The organism is Actinotignum urematis (assembly GCF_051264595.1).
GTDB classification, from domain to species: domain Bacteria; phylum Actinomycetota; class Actinomycetes; order Actinomycetales; family Actinomycetaceae; genus Actinotignum; species Actinotignum timonense_A.
This window is the reverse complement of sequence record NZ_JBOZBG010000003.1, coordinates 59,984-76,848: the sequence shown is the minus strand read 5'-3', so window position 1 is coordinate 76,848 and position 16,865 is coordinate 59,984. Positions and strand designations below refer to the sequence as shown.

General features: G+C 62.6%; 14 protein-coding genes. 3 read left to right on the top strand and 11 right to left on the bottom strand.

Annotated elements, in window-relative coordinates; genetic code table 11:
- Positions 1-45: 45 nt before the first annotated feature.
- The 3 genes from ACRQDJ_RS02855 to xerD all read right to left on the bottom strand — a co-directional run bounded on the left by ACRQDJ_RS02855 (position 46) and on the right by xerD (position 2,750).
- Positions 46-879, bottom strand: a complete 834-nt coding sequence (locus ACRQDJ_RS02855; protein WP_284903258.1) for a segregation and condensation protein A — start codon at positions 877-879, stop codon at positions 46-48.
- 12 nt (positions 880-891) lie between these two features.
- A complete protein-coding gene (locus tag ACRQDJ_RS02850; protein WP_026429342.1) occupies positions 892-1,740 on the bottom strand; it encodes a ParA family protein in 849 nt (282 codons plus the stop codon).
- 86 nt (positions 1,741-1,826) lie between these two features.
- The gene (gene xerD / locus ACRQDJ_RS02845) at positions 1,827-2,750 is read right to left on the bottom strand and encodes a site-specific tyrosine recombinase XerD (RefSeq protein ID WP_284903257.1); all 924 of its coding nucleotides are present in this window, start codon (positions 2,748-2,750) and stop codon (positions 1,827-1,829) included.
- Between the two features lie 188 nt (positions 2,751-2,938).
- On the opposite strand from xerD, the gene tkt reads away from it, so the two are divergent.
- The 3 genes from tkt to ACRQDJ_RS02830 all read left to right on the top strand — a co-directional run bounded on the left by tkt (position 2,939) and on the right by ACRQDJ_RS02830 (position 7,948).
- Positions 2,939-5,020, top strand: coding sequence for a transketolase (tkt, locus tag ACRQDJ_RS02840; protein WP_284903256.1), 2,082 nt, complete (start codon positions 2,939-2,941; stop codon positions 5,018-5,020).
- A 331-nt stretch (positions 5,021-5,351) separates the two neighbouring features.
- Complete coding sequence (gene zwf / locus ACRQDJ_RS02835; RefSeq protein ID WP_087070771.1) at positions 5,352-6,872, top strand: glucose-6-phosphate dehydrogenase; 1,521 nt, start codon at positions 5,352-5,354, stop codon at positions 6,870-6,872.
- A 77-nt stretch (positions 6,873-6,949) separates the two neighbouring features.
- Entirely contained in the window at positions 6,950-7,948 is a 999-nt protein-coding gene (locus ACRQDJ_RS02830) for a glucose-6-phosphate dehydrogenase assembly protein OpcA (protein ID WP_284903255.1), read from the top strand.
- Positions 7,949-8,043: 95 nt separating this feature from the next.
- Here the strand turns inward: ACRQDJ_RS02830 and secG are convergent, their stop codons facing one another.
- The 8 genes from secG to uvrC form a co-directional block, all read right to left on the bottom strand.
- On the bottom strand, positions 8,044-8,289 hold the full coding sequence (gene secG / locus ACRQDJ_RS02825; RefSeq protein WP_016442760.1) for a preprotein translocase subunit SecG: 246 nt from the start codon (positions 8,287-8,289) through the stop codon (positions 8,044-8,046).
- A gap of 223 nt (positions 8,290-8,512) precedes the next feature.
- Positions 8,513-9,289 carry a triose-phosphate isomerase gene (tpiA, locus tag ACRQDJ_RS02820; RefSeq protein ID WP_026429336.1) on the bottom strand — a complete coding sequence of 259 codons (777 nt, stop codon included), beginning with the start codon at positions 9,287-9,289 and terminating at the stop codon, positions 8,513-8,515.
- Positions 9,289-10,479, bottom strand: a complete 1,191-nt coding sequence (locus ACRQDJ_RS02815; RefSeq protein WP_026429335.1) for a phosphoglycerate kinase — start codon at positions 10,477-10,479, stop codon at positions 9,289-9,291. The genes tpiA and ACRQDJ_RS02815 overlap by 1 nt, the downstream gene beginning before the upstream one ends.
- A 75-nt stretch (positions 10,480-10,554) precedes the next feature.
- Positions 10,555-11,562 carry a type I glyceraldehyde-3-phosphate dehydrogenase gene (gene gap / locus ACRQDJ_RS02810; RefSeq protein WP_026429334.1) on the bottom strand — a complete coding sequence of 336 codons (1,008 nt, stop codon included), beginning with the start codon at positions 11,560-11,562 and terminating at the stop codon, positions 10,555-10,557.
- A gap of 245 nt (positions 11,563-11,807) precedes the next feature.
- Positions 11,808-12,794, bottom strand: a complete 987-nt coding sequence (gene whiA / locus ACRQDJ_RS02805; protein WP_087070770.1) for a DNA-binding protein WhiA — start codon at positions 12,792-12,794, stop codon at positions 11,808-11,810.
- A gap of 84 nt (positions 12,795-12,878) precedes the next feature.
- Positions 12,879-13,835 carry a gluconeogenesis factor YvcK family protein gene (locus tag ACRQDJ_RS02800; protein WP_435717769.1) on the bottom strand — a complete coding sequence of 319 codons (957 nt, stop codon included), beginning with the start codon at positions 13,833-13,835 and terminating at the stop codon, positions 12,879-12,881.
- A complete protein-coding gene (gene rapZ / locus ACRQDJ_RS02795; RefSeq protein ID WP_284896912.1) occupies positions 13,835-14,782 on the bottom strand; it encodes an RNase adapter RapZ in 948 nt (315 codons plus the stop codon). The genes ACRQDJ_RS02800 and rapZ overlap by 1 nt, the downstream gene beginning before the upstream one ends.
- Positions 14,783-14,875: 93 nt before the next feature.
- Positions 14,876-16,864, bottom strand: coding sequence for an excinuclease ABC subunit UvrC (uvrC, locus tag ACRQDJ_RS02790; protein ID WP_284896913.1), 1,989 nt, complete (start codon positions 16,862-16,864; stop codon positions 14,876-14,878).
- Position 16,865: the final 1 nt, after the last annotated feature.

The window sequence follows — 16,865 nt, the reverse complement described above, 5'->3', positions numbered from 1 at the left end:
CGGACCAGGCAGGGTGCGCGGGCTGCGCACGCCTTGTGGCCCAGTCTAGTCGCTGCCCGGCGCGCTGGTTGCTGATACCTCGCCGTATTCCGCGGCGACGTCGCCCGCCCCGGCCGCCCCGCGATCATCTGCCGGGGTGGGGCGCAGCACCAGCGCGCCCAGCGGTTCATCCTGCTCCGCGGCAATCGCGCCGCGGCGTAACAATTCCAGCACCGCCAAAAAGCGGGCCACCACCACCTGCACCGACCCGGCATCCGCGCACAGCTGCGTGAACGTGAAAGACTCCCCCGCCCGGAAACGTTCCTCTAGGTAGGCCACCTGGCTAGCCACCGGAACCACCGGGGAATGCAGGTGCTCCAGCTGGACCACCGGTTCGGAGGTATCGCGGGTAAAAGCGCGGGCGGCCAGCAGGGCCAGATCCATGACCCCGAGCGGGAGGCGCACCTCCGGCAGTGCTTTCGCGTACATTTCTTCGAGGGGGACATCGCGGCCCACCCGCCGCCCGGTTTCTTCCAGGCGCGCCCCAAAATCGCGGGCGACCTCTTTGAACGCCCGGTATTGGAGAAGCTTGGCGAAGAGGAGATCGCGCTGCTCAAGGAGCTCCCAATCTTCGTCTTCGCTTTCGTGGCGGGGCAGCAGGCGTGCCAATTTCATATCGAGGAGGGTGGCGGCCACCACCAAGAATTCCGAGGTGGTGGAGAGATCCACTTCCGGCCTGGAGCGTATCCAGGCGATGAACTCATCGGTGACTTCCGCCAGCGCCACCTCGGTAATATCCAAGTTTTTCTTGGAAATCATGGTGAGCAGCACCGAGAAGGGCCCCGAATACACATCGAGGTCAACATCGAAATCGGATGAGGCGTCAAAAAGAGTGGTCACGCCCACTCCCGCTTAGGCACTTTGGCCGCGGGCAATCACTTCGCGCGCCAGCTTCCGGTAGGCCACCGCCCCCGGGTGCGAGGGCGCGTACTGGGTGATGGGTTCCCCGGCCACCGAAGCATCCGGGAACTTCACGGTGCGGGCAATATATGTGTGGTACACCTTTTCCCCGAAGCCTTCATGCACCGAACGCATCACATCACGCGAATGGAGGGTGCGCATATCCACCATGGTGAGAAGCACCCCGTCAATGGTGAGCCGCGGATTAAGGCGATCCTGCACCCGCCCGATTTGTTCGGTGAGCAGCGCCACCCCGCGCATGGCGAAGTACTCCGCCTCCAGCGGGATAATAACCCCGTGCGCGGCCGTCAGCGCATTAACGGTGAGCAGGCCCAGGGAGGGTTGGCAGTCAATAATGATGACGTCATAATCATCGAGGACCGGCCGCAGCACCCGGCTGAGAGCCTGTTCGCGCGCCACTTCATTAATGAGCACAATTTCGGCCGCGGAGAGGTCAATATTGGCCGGGACCACATCCAGGCCCTCCACCTTCGAATGCTGGATAATGCCCCGCACATCCGGTTTCGCGGCAATCAGTTCGTTATAAATGGTGCGATCCAGCGCGCGGGCATTAATCCCCAGACCGGCCGAGGCGGCGCCCTGCGGATCGAAATCCACAATGAGAACGCGCCGGCCGTATCCGGCCAGCGCCGCGGCGAGGTTAATCGACGTCGTTGTTTTCCCCACCCCGCCCTTCTGGTTGGACATCGCAATAATGCGCGCCGGGCCGTGTTCCTGCAAAGGCTCCGGTTCGGGAAAATCCACGTTCTCAGTTTCAAAAAGCGCGTTCTGTTCGGTCACATCTCTAGGGTACCTAAACTCGGAGGACTTGCGGTGCCATTTCTGGCGAAGAGCGTAGAACGACGACGCCGCGCCTGCCCCGCTTCCTACTCGCTGCGCAGCGCCCGCGGGTGCGAGGTGGCATACACCGCCTTGAGTACCTCGCGGGAAACCTGGGTATAAATCTGGGTGGTGGTCACCGAGGAATGCCCGAGCAGCTCCTGGACCACCCGCACATCCGCGCCGCCCTGGAGCAGGTGGGTGGCAAAAGAATGCCGCAGCGAATGCGGGGAAACATGGGCGGTTATACCAGCGTGTTCGGCAGCCTGGCGAATAATGAGCCAGGCGCTCTGGCGGGAAAGGGCCCGCCCGCGGGTATTGAGGAAGAGTTTTGTTACTCCTTCCCCGCGCGCGGCCAGTTCCGGGCGGGCCCGGGTGGTGTAGGCATCCAGTGCTTCCAGGGCGTAGCGCCCCAGCGGCACCACTCGTTCTTTGCGGCCCTTGCCGAAAAGCCGAATCGTGGCCGTCTCCGTATCAATATCATCAGCGGTGAGCCCGAGGGCTTCGGAGATGCGCGCGCCCGTCCCGTACAGGACTTCCAGGAGTGCGCGATCACGCAGGCCCAGGGGCGGCGGGGTGGCCCCGGCCGCCTCAATCATGGCGGTGACCTCCGCGATTGTCAGAGCTTCGGGCAGGCGCGCGGGGAGTTTCGGGGGGCGCACCCGGCTGGCCGGATTGGCCGGGCTGGCGCCGTCGTCGTATAAAAACGTATGAAAAGCCCGCACCGCGGTCACGGCCCGTGCAATAGAAGCCGGTGCCATTCCGGTGAGCGTTTCGGAAAAGGACGCGACGTCCTCTTCGCGCACCTCGGCGGGGCTGGTGACGCCGCGGGAATCGAGGTGCGCAAGATATTTACGCAAATCACGCCGGTAAGCGGCCACGGTATTGCGCGATAACGCGCGTTCGACGCTGATATGGGCGAGGAATTGCGCAACCGCGCGCTGTAGGGGCGGGGTGCCGGGTTCGGCCATATATTCTCCTTCGCGGATGCGCGGTAGCGTGCGGGAGGCGCGCCGCATTGCTCGCGCGGTACTCGGGCGTTCGTGCCCTCGCGCCGGGCGCGAACGAAGGTGGGCCCCGGGCGCGCGAAACCCGCTCGACCAGTAGACTAGTGCGTGGCACATCTCATGTAACCACAACCTTATGTTAGGAGAATTCAATGGCGAAGCTCGAATGGTCGCAGCTTGATCAGCGGGCCGTGGATACCACCCGGCTGCTGGCCGCGGATGCGGTGCAAAAAACCGGGAATGGGCACCCGGGAACGGCTATGTCCCTGGCGCCGGCGGCCTACCTGCTCTACCAGCGGGTCATGAACCACGATCCGGCGGATTCTGCGTGGGTGGGCCGTGACCGTTTCATTCTCTCGGCCGGGCATTCCTCCCTCACGCAATACAATCAGCTGCTGCTGGCCGGCTACGGTCTGGAACTTGATGATATTAAGGCGCTGCGCACCCTCCACTCCAAGACTCCCGGGCATCCGGAATACGGCTACACCAACGGCGTGGAAATGACCACCGGGCCGCTGGGTCAGGGCCTGGCCTCCGCGGTGGGATTCGCGATGGCATCCCGGCGCGCCCACGGGCTTTTTGACCGGGATACCCCGCTCGGCCAGTCCGTTTTCGATCATTTTGTGTACGTGATTGCCGGGGATGGCTGCCTCCAGGAAGGCGTGACCAGTGAGGCTTGCTCGCTGGCGGGCACCCAGGAGCTGGGGAATCTTATTCTCATTTACGATGACAACCGCATTTCCATTGAGGACAATACCTCCATTGCTTTCAGTGAGGATGTGCTGGCGCGTTACGAAGCCTACGGCTGGCACACCCAGCACGTGAATTGGATTAAGGAGGATGGCTCCTACCAGGAGGACGTCCAGGCTCTCTACGATGCGATTCTGGCTGCCCAGCAGGTTACCGATAAGCCCTCCATTATTAAGCTCTCTACCATCATTGCTTGGCCGGCGCCCACCAAGCAGAACACCGGTGCCTCGCACGGGTCGGCCCTGGGCGTGGAGGAAATTCGCGCCACCAAGGAAATTCTGGGCTTCGACCCGGATATTGATTTCCCGCTGGACGATGAGGTGCTGGCCCACACCCGCACACATACGGCGGAGCGGGCAGCCGCGGCCCGTAAGGATTGGGATGCGCGCTTCGAAGCGTGGCGGGCTTCCCATCCGGAAGAAGCCGCTCTCTACGATCGCATCCGGGCCAAGAAGTTCCCCGAGGGCTGGGAAAAGAAGCTGCCGAGCTGGGAGCCGGATCCCAAGGGGATCGCGACCCGCGCGGCTTCCGGCGCGGTGCTCAATGCCCTGGCCCCGGTACTCCCCGAGCTGTGGGGCGGTTCGGCCGATCTGGCCGGTTCGAATAACACCACGATGAAGGGCGAACCTTCCTTCCTGCCCGCGCATCGCTCCTCGGAGATGTTCTCGGGTGATATATACGGGCGTACCCTCCACTTCGGTATCCGCGAATTCGCCATGGGCGCGATCATTAACGGAATTACCCTCGATGGGCTCACCCGCGCCTACGGCGGCACCTTCTTTGTGTTCTCCGATTACATGCGCGGCGCGGCCCGCCTGGCGGCCATTATGAATATCCCCTCGATTTTCGTGTGGACGCATGATTCGGTGGGCGTGGGCGAGGACGGCCCCACCCACCAGCCCATCGAACACCTGTGGGCTTACCGCGCCATCCCGCGCCTCAACATTGTGCGGCCGGCCGATGCGAATGAAACCGCGGCCGCGTGGCGCGGTGCATTGGAGAAGGTCGACGGCGGGCCTACCGGGCTCATCCTCACCCGGCAGGGCGTGCCGGTTCTGGAAGGGACCTCCACCGAAGGCGTGCTCAAGGGCGGCTACGTGCTGGCGGACTCCCCCACCGGGACGGTCGATGTGCAGCTGCTGGCCACCGGTTCGGAAGTGCAGCTCGCGGTAGCGGCGCAGAAGAGCCTCGCGGAACAGGGCGTGGGTGCCCGCGTTATCTCGCTGCCCTGCCTGGAATGGTTCGAAGCTCAGGACCGGGCCTACCGCGATGCGGTGATCCTCCCCGATGTGAAGGCGCGAGTATCGGTGGAAGCCGGCGCCACCTTCGGCTGGGCTGGCTACGTTGGCGATGCCGGGCGCAGCGTGGGTATCAATACCTACGGGGAATCCGGCCCCGGCGGTGAGCTCATGAAGGAATACGGGATGACCGCCGAGCACGTGGTGTCCGCAGCCCTCGAATCCATCGAAGCAGCGCGGGCGTAGCTGGCACTCAGCTGCCGTAACCGATAGCTGGCGGCTAGCAGACAGTTAGCAAACACCTAGCTGGCGGGAACCGCACTCGTTTCACGCTAGTCGCGTAACATCATCAAGGTCGCGTGGCCGCTGTGCCGGTCACGCGACCTTGATTAGTTGCGACAGTTTCGGCTTCGGAGGTTATTCGTTGGCCTATAAGCGGTTTACGCGAACTGGGTGCACCAGCGGCTCCCGGAGCCGGCTGCACACCGTGATGGACACAGCCGTGCCCCTTTTCGGCTCAAGCGTCTACCATAAGACAGGCGCATATTCTCGCCCTCTTTTTCATGACAGGAATTTTATGGTTGCTCCTACCTCAGGTAATCCGCTCCGTGCCGTCGCTGACCGCCGCCTCCAGCGGGTGGCCGGCCCCTGCGGAATTGTTCTTTTTGGCATCACCGGTGACTTGGCGAACCGCAAAATTCTTCCTGCTCTCTACGATCTGGCGAATCGGGGGCTGTTGCCGCCGTCGTTCTCCATTATCGGAGTGGCGCGCCGTCCCGTGGACGCGGCCCGCAGTGTCGAAGCGGCCATCCGCAACGGCGCCCAAACTCCGGTTATCTCCACCACCCTGGCCCAAATCCTCGACGGTTTACGGATGGTCGAAGGCCAGTACAACGATCCGGAACTCTACCGCGCTCTCGGCGCCACCATGGCGGATGTGGATGCCACCCGCGGTACCGGCGGTAATTTCGCTTTTTATCTTTCCATTCCGCCCAGCCTTTTCCCGGTGGTGACCGAAGGGCTCGCCAACGCCGGGCTCAACCGCGGGGCACCGGGCAGCTGGCGGCGCGTGGTTATCGAGAAGCCCTTCGGGCACGATATGGCTTCCGCGCGTGAGCTCAATGCTTCGGTGAGCGGGGTCTTCCCCCACGATTCGGTTTTCCGCATCGACCACTACCTCGGTAAAGAAACGGTGCAGAATATCCTCGCGCTGCGTTTCGCTAACGAGCTTTACGAACCGCTGTGGAATTCTTCGCATGTGGACCACGTGCAAATCACCATGGCGGAGGATATCGGGATTGGTTCGCGCGCCGGGTATTACGACGGTATCGGGGCCACCCGCGATGTTATCCAAAACCACCTGCTTCAGCTGCTTGCCCTCACCGCGATGGAGGAGCCGACCTCTTTCCACGCCGATGCGCTGCGGGCCGAAAAGGAGAAAGTCCTCGAGGCTACCCACCTGTTCGGGAGCCCGGCGCAGGCTTCGGTGCGGGCGCAGTATTCGAGCGGGTGGCAGGGCGGCCAGTGGGTGCGCGGCTACCGGGAAGAAGACGGTATCCCCGCCGAATCCGTGACCGATACGTACGGGGCCATTGCCCTGGGGATTGAGACGCGGCGCTGGTCCGGAGTGCCGTTCTACCTGCGCACCGGTAAGCGGCTCGGGCGGCGCGTTTCCGAAATTGCGGTGGTCTTCCGCAACCCACCCTTCCTGCCCTTCCCGGACGTGGCCGGCCTGGGCCAAAACACCCTGGTTATCCGGGTGCAACCCAATGAAGGTATCACCTTCAAATTCGGTTCCAAGGTGCCCGGCTCGGAAATGCGCCTGCGTGATGTCACCATGGACTTCGCCTACGGCCACGCTTTTACCGAGTACACCCCGGAAGCTTACGAGCGCCTTATTCTTGACGTGCTACTGGGCGATCCGCCGCTTTTCCCGCAAACCCGCGAGGTGGAAGAATCCTGGCGGATTATTGACCAGGTGGAAAACTATTGGGATGCTCATCCGGAGTCCCTGGAAACCTACGCGCCCGGGTCCTGGGGCCCGGCCGGTGCCGATGCTATGCTCGCCGCCCACGGCCACGCCTGGCGCCGCCCCTAGGCCGGCACTCTACGCGGTTCGTATCCGGGCACCCTCAGCGGCCCCTATCCCGTACCTGAAAGATCCGAGGAAGCTTCATGATTAACCATATTGCCGATACCACGTCCGCCCAGGTGGGCCAGCAGCTTGATCAATTGCGCGGAACTTCCGGGGTGGGAGCCCTCGGAAGGGTCCTCACGCTCATTATTGTGGCGCATACCGAGGGCGGGGTGCGCGATGCCCTCGAGGCGGCGGCCGGGGCCTCCCGCGCCCATCCTTCGCGGATTATCGCGGTGCTTCCCGTGGCTGGGGAAACCGCGCGCCTCGATGCGGAAATCCGCACCGGATCCGAGGCCGGTGCTTCCGAGATCGTTATTTTGCGCGCCCACGCGGGTGCCGCGGAGAACGTGGATACCCTGGTGACCCCGCTGCTGCTCCCCGATACTCCCGTGGTGACGTGGTGGATTCAGAATATGCCGGAAAACCCTGCGGCAACCGCGGCCGGCCGCATCGCGCAGCGCCGCATCACCACCACCCGCACCGCCGATCACCCAGCCCTGGCGCTCCAGCATCTTTCCGCCAATTACGTTCCCGGGGATACCGACCTGGGCTGGGCGGGCACCACCCTGTGGCGCAATTACATCGCTTCCATGGTCGATGAATTCCCGGGCCGCACCATTACCGGCGCGAAGGTATGGGGGCGCCCGCACCGCTCCTCGCTTTTCTTGCTCGCCGCGTGGCTACGGTTGCGCCTGGATGTTCCGGTGGAGATTGAACCGCAGGAGGGCGCTCCGATTACCGGCGTGGAGATTTTCTTGAACGACGGCGCAGCTCTCAGTCTGCATCGCACCCCGGGCAATGATCACGGCATGATGCTGCGCCCAGGCCGGGCTCCCCAGGAAGTATCTTTGCCGGTGCGCAGCCTTGAAGCGATGCTCATCGAGGATCTGCGCGACCTCAATCCCGATACCGCCTACGGCGAGGTCCTCACCAAGGGACTCCCTCTGCTCGACTACTCCCCCGCGGATGTGGATGTGAAAGCTCCCGCGAACGCAGAGACTGTAGCCACGGGTAGCACTGCGGCACACGGCGCGTAGCATCTAGGGCAGGAAACAGGGCCGGTACGTCATCATTTACGTACCGGCCCCGCTGCTTAAGGCTTATATTCCCGCCTCGGGAAAACTCTGAGGGCTTAGATGCCGACCTTGACGATGAGGCCGATGAGGATAATGGAAATCCCCCAGATGAGAGCCAGCACCACGGTGATGCGGTTGAGGTTGCGTTCGGCTACACCGGAGGAACGCATGGACGTGGAAATGCCGCCACCGAACATATCGGAGATTCCGCCGCCCTTGCCTTTGTGCAGCAAGATGGAGAGCGTGAGGAAGATGCTGGTGATGAGCATAAGCACTTCGCAGGTAATGAGCAAAGCTTTCATTTCCAGTCCTTTCGAGTGCTTCGTGCACCCGGAGAGTAATAGAGTCCTTGGTTAGTGTACCTGGTGGAACCGGGCTGCGGGAAATAAAACGTGCGGGGTGGGAAGAATCCCACCCCCCCCCCCCCCCCCCCCCCCCCCCCCCCCCGGAGCTAGCCGGTATCAACCGATCAGGCCGGAGTTTTCACGCCCCGCCCTTTAGCTATAGCTCTGAGCCGGTATGGCCTTAGCCGCGGAACATCACGATCTTCGCGAATTCTTCCGCCTTGAGGCTGGCGCCGCCCACGAGGGCACCGTCAACATCAGGCTGGGCCATGATTTCCTGGACGTTAGCAGCCTTGACCGACCCGCCGTACTGGATACGAACCGCGGCAGCCGCATCCGCACCGAAGGTTTCTTCGATGCGGGCCCGAATGGCGCCGCAGACTTCCTGGGCGTCTTCCGGGGTGGCTACTTCGCCGGTGCCAATAGCCCAGATGGGCTCGTAGGCGATCACGAGCTTGGCAATATCCGCGGCCTGGAAACCGGCGAAGAGTTCGTCAATCTGGGAGACGACGTACTCCACGTGCCGGCCTTCCTTGCGCACCTCAAGTTCTTCACCGCAGCAGACGATAGGAGTCATGCCAGCGCCAAGAACCTTCTGTGCCTTCTGGCCGATGAGTTCATTGCTTTCGCCGTGGTAGGCGCGCCGTTCCGAATGGCCCACGATGACGTAGCTGCACCCGAGCTTGGAAAGCATCGAGGTAGAGATTTCGCCGGTGTAGGCGCCTTCGTCATGCACGGAGACATCCTGGGCACCGTAGGCGATGCGCAGCTCATCCGATTCGCACAGGGTCTGGATGGAACGCAGATCAGTGTAGGGGGCGAAAACCGCCACATCCACATCACCGTAGGTGAAACCGGCGTCGTCCAGGGTCCACGCGACTTTTTGGACAAGGTGGGTAGCCTCAAGATGATCCATATTCATCTTCCAGTTACCCGCCATCAGGGGGGTGCGTGCCATTAATCCTCCAGAACAGCGATACCGGGCAGGGTCTTACCCTCGAGGAATTCGAGGGAAGCGCCACCGCCGGTGGAAATGTGGTTGAACTTCTCTTCGTCGAAGCCGAGGATGCGCACGGCCGCCGCGGAGTCACCGCCACCAACGATGGTGAAGCCTTCGGCATCCTGCATGGCCTGGGCAACACCCTTCGTGCCCTCGGCGAAGGCCGGGAACTCGAAGACGCCCATGGGGCCGTTCCAGACGATCGTCTTCGAGGAAGCGATCTTCTCCGCGTATTCGGCGACGGTTTCCGGCCCGATGTCCAGGCCCATGCCGTTGGCGGGCATATCGGAAGCGGAAACGATTTCGGACTCAGCGTCCTTATCGAACTTATCGGCGACGACGACGTCAACCGGCAGGAGCAGCTCCACGCCCTTATTGGACGCGGTCTCCAGGTACTCGCGGGCCTTCTCGATCTGGTCATCTTCGCACAGCGAAGAGCCAATCTCATAGCCCTTGGCGCGCAGGAAGGTGAAGGCCATGCCGCCACCGATGAGGAGAACATCAGCCTTGTCCAGGAGGTTCTCAATCACGCCGATCTTATCGGACACCTTGGAGCCACCCAGCACCACGGTGTAGGGGCGCTCCGGATCCGCGGTGGCCTTGGACAGTGAATTAATTTCCTTGGCAACAAGCTCACCGGCGGCCGAAGGCAGCAGCTTCGCAATATCGTAAACCGAGGCCTGCTTGCGGTGCACCACACCGAAACCGTCGGAAACGAACACATCGGCCAGCGCGGCGTATTCCTTGGCGAGAGCTTCGCGGTCAGCATCGACCTTCGAGTCTTCGCGCTTGTCATAACGCACGTTCTGGAGCAGCACGATGTCGCCGTCGTTCAGGGCCTCGATCTTAGCCTTGGCGTCCGGGCCCACGGTATCCTCCGCGAGGGGGACCTCACGGCCGAGCAGTTCGCCCAGGCGCTTGGCTACCGGAGCGAGGGAGAATTCCGGCTTCGGCTCGCCCTTGGGGCGGCCCAGGTGTGCGGAAACGATGACCTTCGCCTTGGCGTCGAGGAGACGCTTAATGGTGGGCAGCGCGGCGCGGATACGGCCGTCATCGGTGATGCGATCCCCGTCCAGCGGAACGTTGAAATCGGAACGAACAAAAACCTTCTTGCCGGTGAGGTCACCGAGCGATTCAATAGTCCTCATATTTTTCCTTTCGCGTAGGGAAGCCCGTGCGCGCTAGCGCACGCACGGGCTTCACATCAGCTCATCGCTTGATCTTTAGAGCTTGCTCGCAACGAGGTTGGCAAGCTTCACGAGGGAAGCGGCGTAGCCGTATTCGTTGTCGTACCAAGCGCCGATCTTGACCTGGCCGTCCATCACCTTGGTGAGGCCGGCATCGAAGATGGACTGGTGGTGATCACCGATGATGTCCGAAGAAACGATGGGATCCTCGGTGTAAGCGAGGGTGCCCTTGAGAGCGCCTTCGGAGGCTTCCTTCATCGCGGCGTTGATTTCTTCCACGGTGACATCGGACTTCTCAGCTTCGAAGGTGAGGTCCGTGAGGGAGCCGGTGATGGTGGGGACGCGCACGGCGTAACCATCGAGCTTGCCCTTGAGTTCGGGGAGAACCAGAGCCACGGCCTTGGCCGCACCGGTGGTGGTGGGGACCATGTTCTGCGCGGCCGCGCGAGCGCGACGCAGATCCTTGTGGGGGCCGTCCTGCAGGTTCTGATCCGCGGTGTAAGCGTGGATCGTGGTCATGAGACCCTTCTTGACGCCGAACTTGTCCACGAGGACCTTCGCCACCGGGGCGAGGCAGTTCGTGGTGCAGGAAGCGTTGGAAATAATATTGTGCTTGGCCGGATCGTACTGATCGGAGTTCACGCCGATAACGAAGGTGGCATCTTCACCCTTCGCCGGGGCGGAAATAAGAACCTTCTTGGCGCCGGCTTCGATATGAGCCTGGCAGGCTTCACCGGTGCGGAAGCGGCCGGTGCACTCGAGAACGATATCAACCTCGAGTTCCTTCCACGGGAGGTTGGCCGGATCCTTTTCGGCAAGAACCTTGATCTTCTTGCCGTCGAGCACGAATCCATCTTCGGTTGCTTCAATCTCCACGGGGAGGCGGCCGCCGGCGGTGTCATACTTCAGCAGGTGGGCGAGAGTCTTGATATCGGTCAGGTCATTGACCGCGACGATCTCGAAATCCGCACCCTCGGCGAGGGCTGCGCGGACAGCGGCACGACCAATACGGCCGAAGCCGTTAATAGCAACGCGTACAGTCACTCTTTATCCTCCTCACGCGCCAGCTAGCGCGTTTCCAACTCGACTTCTTGTCTTTGAGAAGTCCGTCCGAGAACTTCTCTCGGAACCACTCACTATTCTACCGGTCACGTTCGGCTGGGGCTAATGCCAGCTAGGAGGAGCTTGCGAGCTTTGGCACAGAGCGAAACTTGAGAACGGCATAACACGCCCTTAGTCCCATTTTTGACTGTTCTATTTTTCGACGACGGCGAACGCGCTACCGCGCGTTAGGACATCGCCGTGTGCCCTGCCGCCCGCACTGCGGCCATCGTGTCCGGAATGCCCAGCTCCTTGGCCCGTTTATCCGCCATGGAATTCAGCCGACGCAAGCGCCCGGCCACCGCATCTTTCGTGGCGCGCGGGGTGAGTTGCTCCCCGAGCAGGTTGAGGGAATCTTCCGGGTGGGCGATACGCGCTTCGCCGGCTGCCCGCAAATTCTCCGGCACATCCGTGCCGAGAATTTCAAAAGCTCGCTTGACCCGGATCACCGCGATAACAGCGGCATCGGCACTGCGGCGCATATTTGCGTCGTCGAAATTAGCAAGACGGTTAACCGTGCCGTGGACTTCCCGTTCCACACGTAATTCTTCCCAGCGTAGCACGGCGTCATTGGCGCCCATGCGGGTGAGCATATCGGAGATCGCTTCTCCCCCGCGGATATCGATTCGGTGGGCCCCGCGCGATTCGCGTACCCGGTAGGGAATATCGAGGCGGCGGGCCAGCCCGCCCAGTGCGTAGGCCGCCTCGAGGCGCGGGCAAATGATCTCCAGGGAAGCATTGCGTCCGGGTTCCATGAGGGTGCCCCGCGCTAGGAAAGCTCCGCGCCAGGCAGCTCCCGCATCGGCTTTCGAGCCTCCCACCACCGCGGGCGGAAGCCCCCGCACCGGCCGGCCGTGCGCATCCAGGAGCCCAAGTTTCACCGCGATGCGTTCGGTGTTTTCCGAGGAGCGCACCAGGAAACGCTGGCCCTGGCGCATCTGCGAGGAGACGGAAAGAAGTTCCGGTTCCACGGAGAAAAGCTGGCGCACCAGTTCCCACAGGCGCTGCGCGGTGGGGCGGTGGCCCACTTCGGCCACCAGTTCCAGGGTGCGCGAACGCACGGCCAATCCCCCGCCGTACCGGAACATCGCGGTGAGTTCAGCCAGAGCCGCGGAAAGCGAGGCCGGCGTAACGGTGGCTAGCTCATCTTTCACCGTACGTGTTAACGCGGACACGACTCCCCTTCCTTCGATGGTGGGACCGTTGCTGACCGGGGAATATCCCGGTTGTGGATTCTTCCCCGTGCGGGAGCTTCCGATTTAGAAATCTCCTATGACGCCTTCGAAGGCATCCCGATAGGCAGCGGCCAAACGTAGCGCATCGTGACGTGCGCGATTATCGCCCATTCTAACCTGTCGCAGCATGAGAGTGGCCCCGATGCCTTCGGCTTCCGCGGCTACTTCACCGATATCGTCCACGCTGCGCGGATCGGCCACCACCACGTCAATGCGCAGATCAGGGGCGTGGCGAGCGAAAGAACGGATATGATCCGCGGCGCTCATCCCCCAGGTTTCGCGCTCGGTACGCAGATTGAGGGCGAGGACCCGGCGGGCCGGGGAGCGCACCAGGGCCGCGTGCAGATCGGGAACCATGAGGTGGGGAATAACCGAGGTGTACCAGGAGCCCGGCCCGAATACGATCCAATCGGCTTCGTCAATAGCGGCGATTGCTTCGGGCTGGGCGGGAGGATTCTCCGGAATGAGGCTGACGTGCTCCACTTTGCCGCGGGCCGTTGCCACCGCCACCTGCCCGCGATAGAGCTGGGGGCCGTCTTCCTCATCAATGACCCGCGCTTCAATTTCCAGCGGGATGGGTGACATGGGCAGCACCCGCCCGTCAATGCGCAGCAGCTGGCCCACCCAGTCCAAACCGGAAACTGTGCTCCCCAATTGTTCCCACATGGACACAATAAGGAGGTTCCCCATGGCGTGCCCGTTGAGGGGGCCTTCGGAGGAGAAACGGTATTGCAGGACGTCGCGCCAGGTCTGGCCCCATTCGCCGTCGTCACATAAGGCAGACAGCGCCATGCGCAAATCTCCGGGCGGAATCACGTTGAATTCATCGCGTAGGCGCCCCGAGGAGCCGCCGTCGTCCGCAACGGTGACCACGGCGGTGATGTTTTGGGTGATGAGTCGCAGGGCCGAAAGTGAGGCGTACAGGCCGTGACCGCCCCCGAGGGCGACGACGCGCGGGCCGCGACTACCGCGCCCGCCCATTATTCGCGCCCCAAATCACGGTGGATGGTGCGCACCGAGTGCCCGGCCGCCCGCAGCGCTTCGGATACCGCTTCCGCGATGGCCACCGAGCGGTGCTTCCCGCCGGTGCAGCCAATGGCGATGGTGGTGAAGGGTTTGAGCTCGCGGGCGTAGCCGGCCAGGATGGTGTGGATGAGGTGGGAGTACTCCCGCACAAAAGCTTCCGCGCCATCCTGCTCCAGCACGAAATGAGCCACCGGCTCATCGTGGCCGCTCAGGTGGCGCAGCTCGGAAATCCAGTAAGGATTGGGCAGGAAGCGCACATCGGCCACATTATCCGCGTCCAGCGGCAGGCCGTATTTGAAGCCGAAGGACATAACCGTGACGCGGGTGGCTTCTGTTCCGGAGGTTTCGCCCACGAGGTGGCGGATTTTCCGGGAAAGATCGTGGACGGAAAGGCGGGACGTATCGATCACGGAATCGGCGCGGCTGCGCAGATCCGTGAGGAGTTTACGTTCCGCGGTAATGCCGTCGTAAAGCCGGCCGTGGCCTTGGAGCGGGTGGGGCCGGCGCACGCTTTCGTAGCGGCGTACCAGCGAGGCATCATCGGCATCCAGGAAGATAATGCGGTAATTGATACCGCTATTCGTGAGATCGGTGAGGACTTCCAGGAGTTCGGCGAAGAATTCCCGGGAGCGCACATCCACCACCGCGGCCATCCGGGTCACTTTCCCGTTTCCGGAGAGCAGCCCGGCCAGGGCGCTGAGCAGGCGCGGCGGCAGATTATCTACCACGTACCAGCCGAGGTCCTCCAGGGTGGCGGCCGCTCGGGAGCGCCCCGCGCCGGACATCCCCGTCACAATAATGATTTCCGGGACGTTGGCCGGCGGTAATTCCGTGCTGCAATCCGCGGCTGGAACGATGGCGGGGATACGGGAAGTATCGTTGATGTCACGCGTGTCACTCATATCTCCATCATGCCACACGGAGCGGTCCGCGTTACTCCTCCGGCAATGCTTCCTTAGCGGCCAGCCGTGCCCAGTTTGCGCGAGGCCAACCCATTATTCTTCACCCAGTGCTTCCTTAATGGCTGCCGCGAGCACCGGGCCGATACCCGATACTTCGGTGAGTTCCTCAACGCTGGCCTCCCGGATCCGTTTGACCGAGCCGAGCGCGCTCAGCAATTTCTTCTGCTTGGCCGGCCCGAGCCCCGGGATGGCGTCGAGCGCGGAACGGGTCATCGCCTGGCCGCGTTTCTTGCGGTGGAAGGTAATGGCGAAGCGATGCGATTCATCGCGCAGCTGCTGGAGCAGGCGCAGCGCGGGCGAGGTACGCGGGAAAATAACCGGGAACTCCTCCCCCGGAATCCACACTTCTTCCAGGCGTTTGGCCAGGCCCACCACCCGCACATCGGCGCCGAGCTCATCAACCACCCGCTGGGCGGCATTGACTTGCGGGAGCCCACCGTCCACCACGAGGAGGTCGGGGCGGTAGGCGAAACGGCGCGGGGCAGCGGTGGGTGCGCCTTCGTCTTCCACGCCGCCGGCATCGGCGGCGTGCGCGGCGTCGTCGTTCAAACGGCGCAGCCGGCGGCGCAGCACTTCGTCCATTGCGGCGGTATCGTCACGGGCCCCCTGGCCTTCCGGCCCGCGCACAATGAAATGCCGGTAATCGGAGGTTTTCTTCAGTCCGTCTTCGAAAACCACCATGGAGCCAACTTGCTGATGGCCCTGGGTATGGGAAATATCGTAGCCTTCGATGCGCAGCGGGGCGCGATCCAAATCCAGGCCGATGCGCAGTTCTTCCAACGCCTGGGAACGCACCGTTATATCGGCGGCCCGCGCCAGCTTGTTACGGTCAAAAGCCTGCTTGGCATTCGCGTGCACGGTATCTGCGAGCTGGGCTTTCGGCCCGCGCTGGGGGCGCTTGAGGTGGACCGGCCCACCGCGCCGCTCGGAAAGCCAGCGTTCCAGCCCGGCCCGATCCGAGGGGAAAACCGGTACCCAAATCTCCCCCGGGATGGCCCCGGGCGGTACGTGGTCCCGATCATCAACGGAGGTTCCGGCCCGCACGGTACGGTCCCCCTGGGTCCCCACCCCGCGGTAGGAGTCATATTCGGGATTGCCGTAAATATGGAGGAGCAGCGCGTTGATAATATCGGCCGGTTCGGTACCTTCGGTTTCTGTTACCCAGCCGCGCTGCCCGCGGATTCGCCCGCCGCGCACATAAAAAATCTGGACCGAGGCATCAATTTCATCGGATTCCAGCCCGATAATATCGGCGTTGAGATTGGAATCGAAGACCACAACATTGCGTTCGGTTGCGGTTTTCATCGCGGTGATTTCATCGCGTAGTTTCGCGGCGCGTTCGAAATCTTCCACGGCAGCTGCTTTTTTCATCTCCGCGGTGCGGGCGCGAATAAAATCGCTGCCGTCCGATTCCATGAATTTTACAAATTCTTCGGCAACGGCGCGATTCTCCGCCGCGCTCACCAGCCCGGCGCAGGCCCCGTTGCACAGCCCGATATGGGTATTGAAGCAGGGCTTGCCGGTACGCTGGCCCCGCCGAAATTCCGCATCGGAACACGAGCGCATAGTGAAGACGGGAAGCAGGGCGTCCAGCACTTTCCGGATCGCCCACACCTTGGTGTACGGCCCGAAGTACAGGGTGCCTTTGCGGTGCTTTTCTCGGGTGATATAGGCGCACGGAAACTCCTCCCCCAGGGAAACCGCCAGGTAGGGATAGGACTTATTATCCCGAAACATCACGTTGAAGGGCGGTTCGAATTCCTTAATCCAGGAGTATTCCAGGGTGAGGGCCTCGATTTCACTGCCCACCACCACCCACACCACATTGGTGGCGGTATGCACCATGGTGCGGATGCGCGGGATGAGGCGTTCGGGCGGCTGGAAATAATTCTGGAGCCGGTTGCGTAGATTCTTCGCTTTCCCGACGTAAAGAATGCGCCCTTCACCGTCCACGAAACGGTAGACGCCCGGGTCGGTGGGAATGGACGACGGCGCCGGGCGGTAGCTGCGTGGATCAGCCACG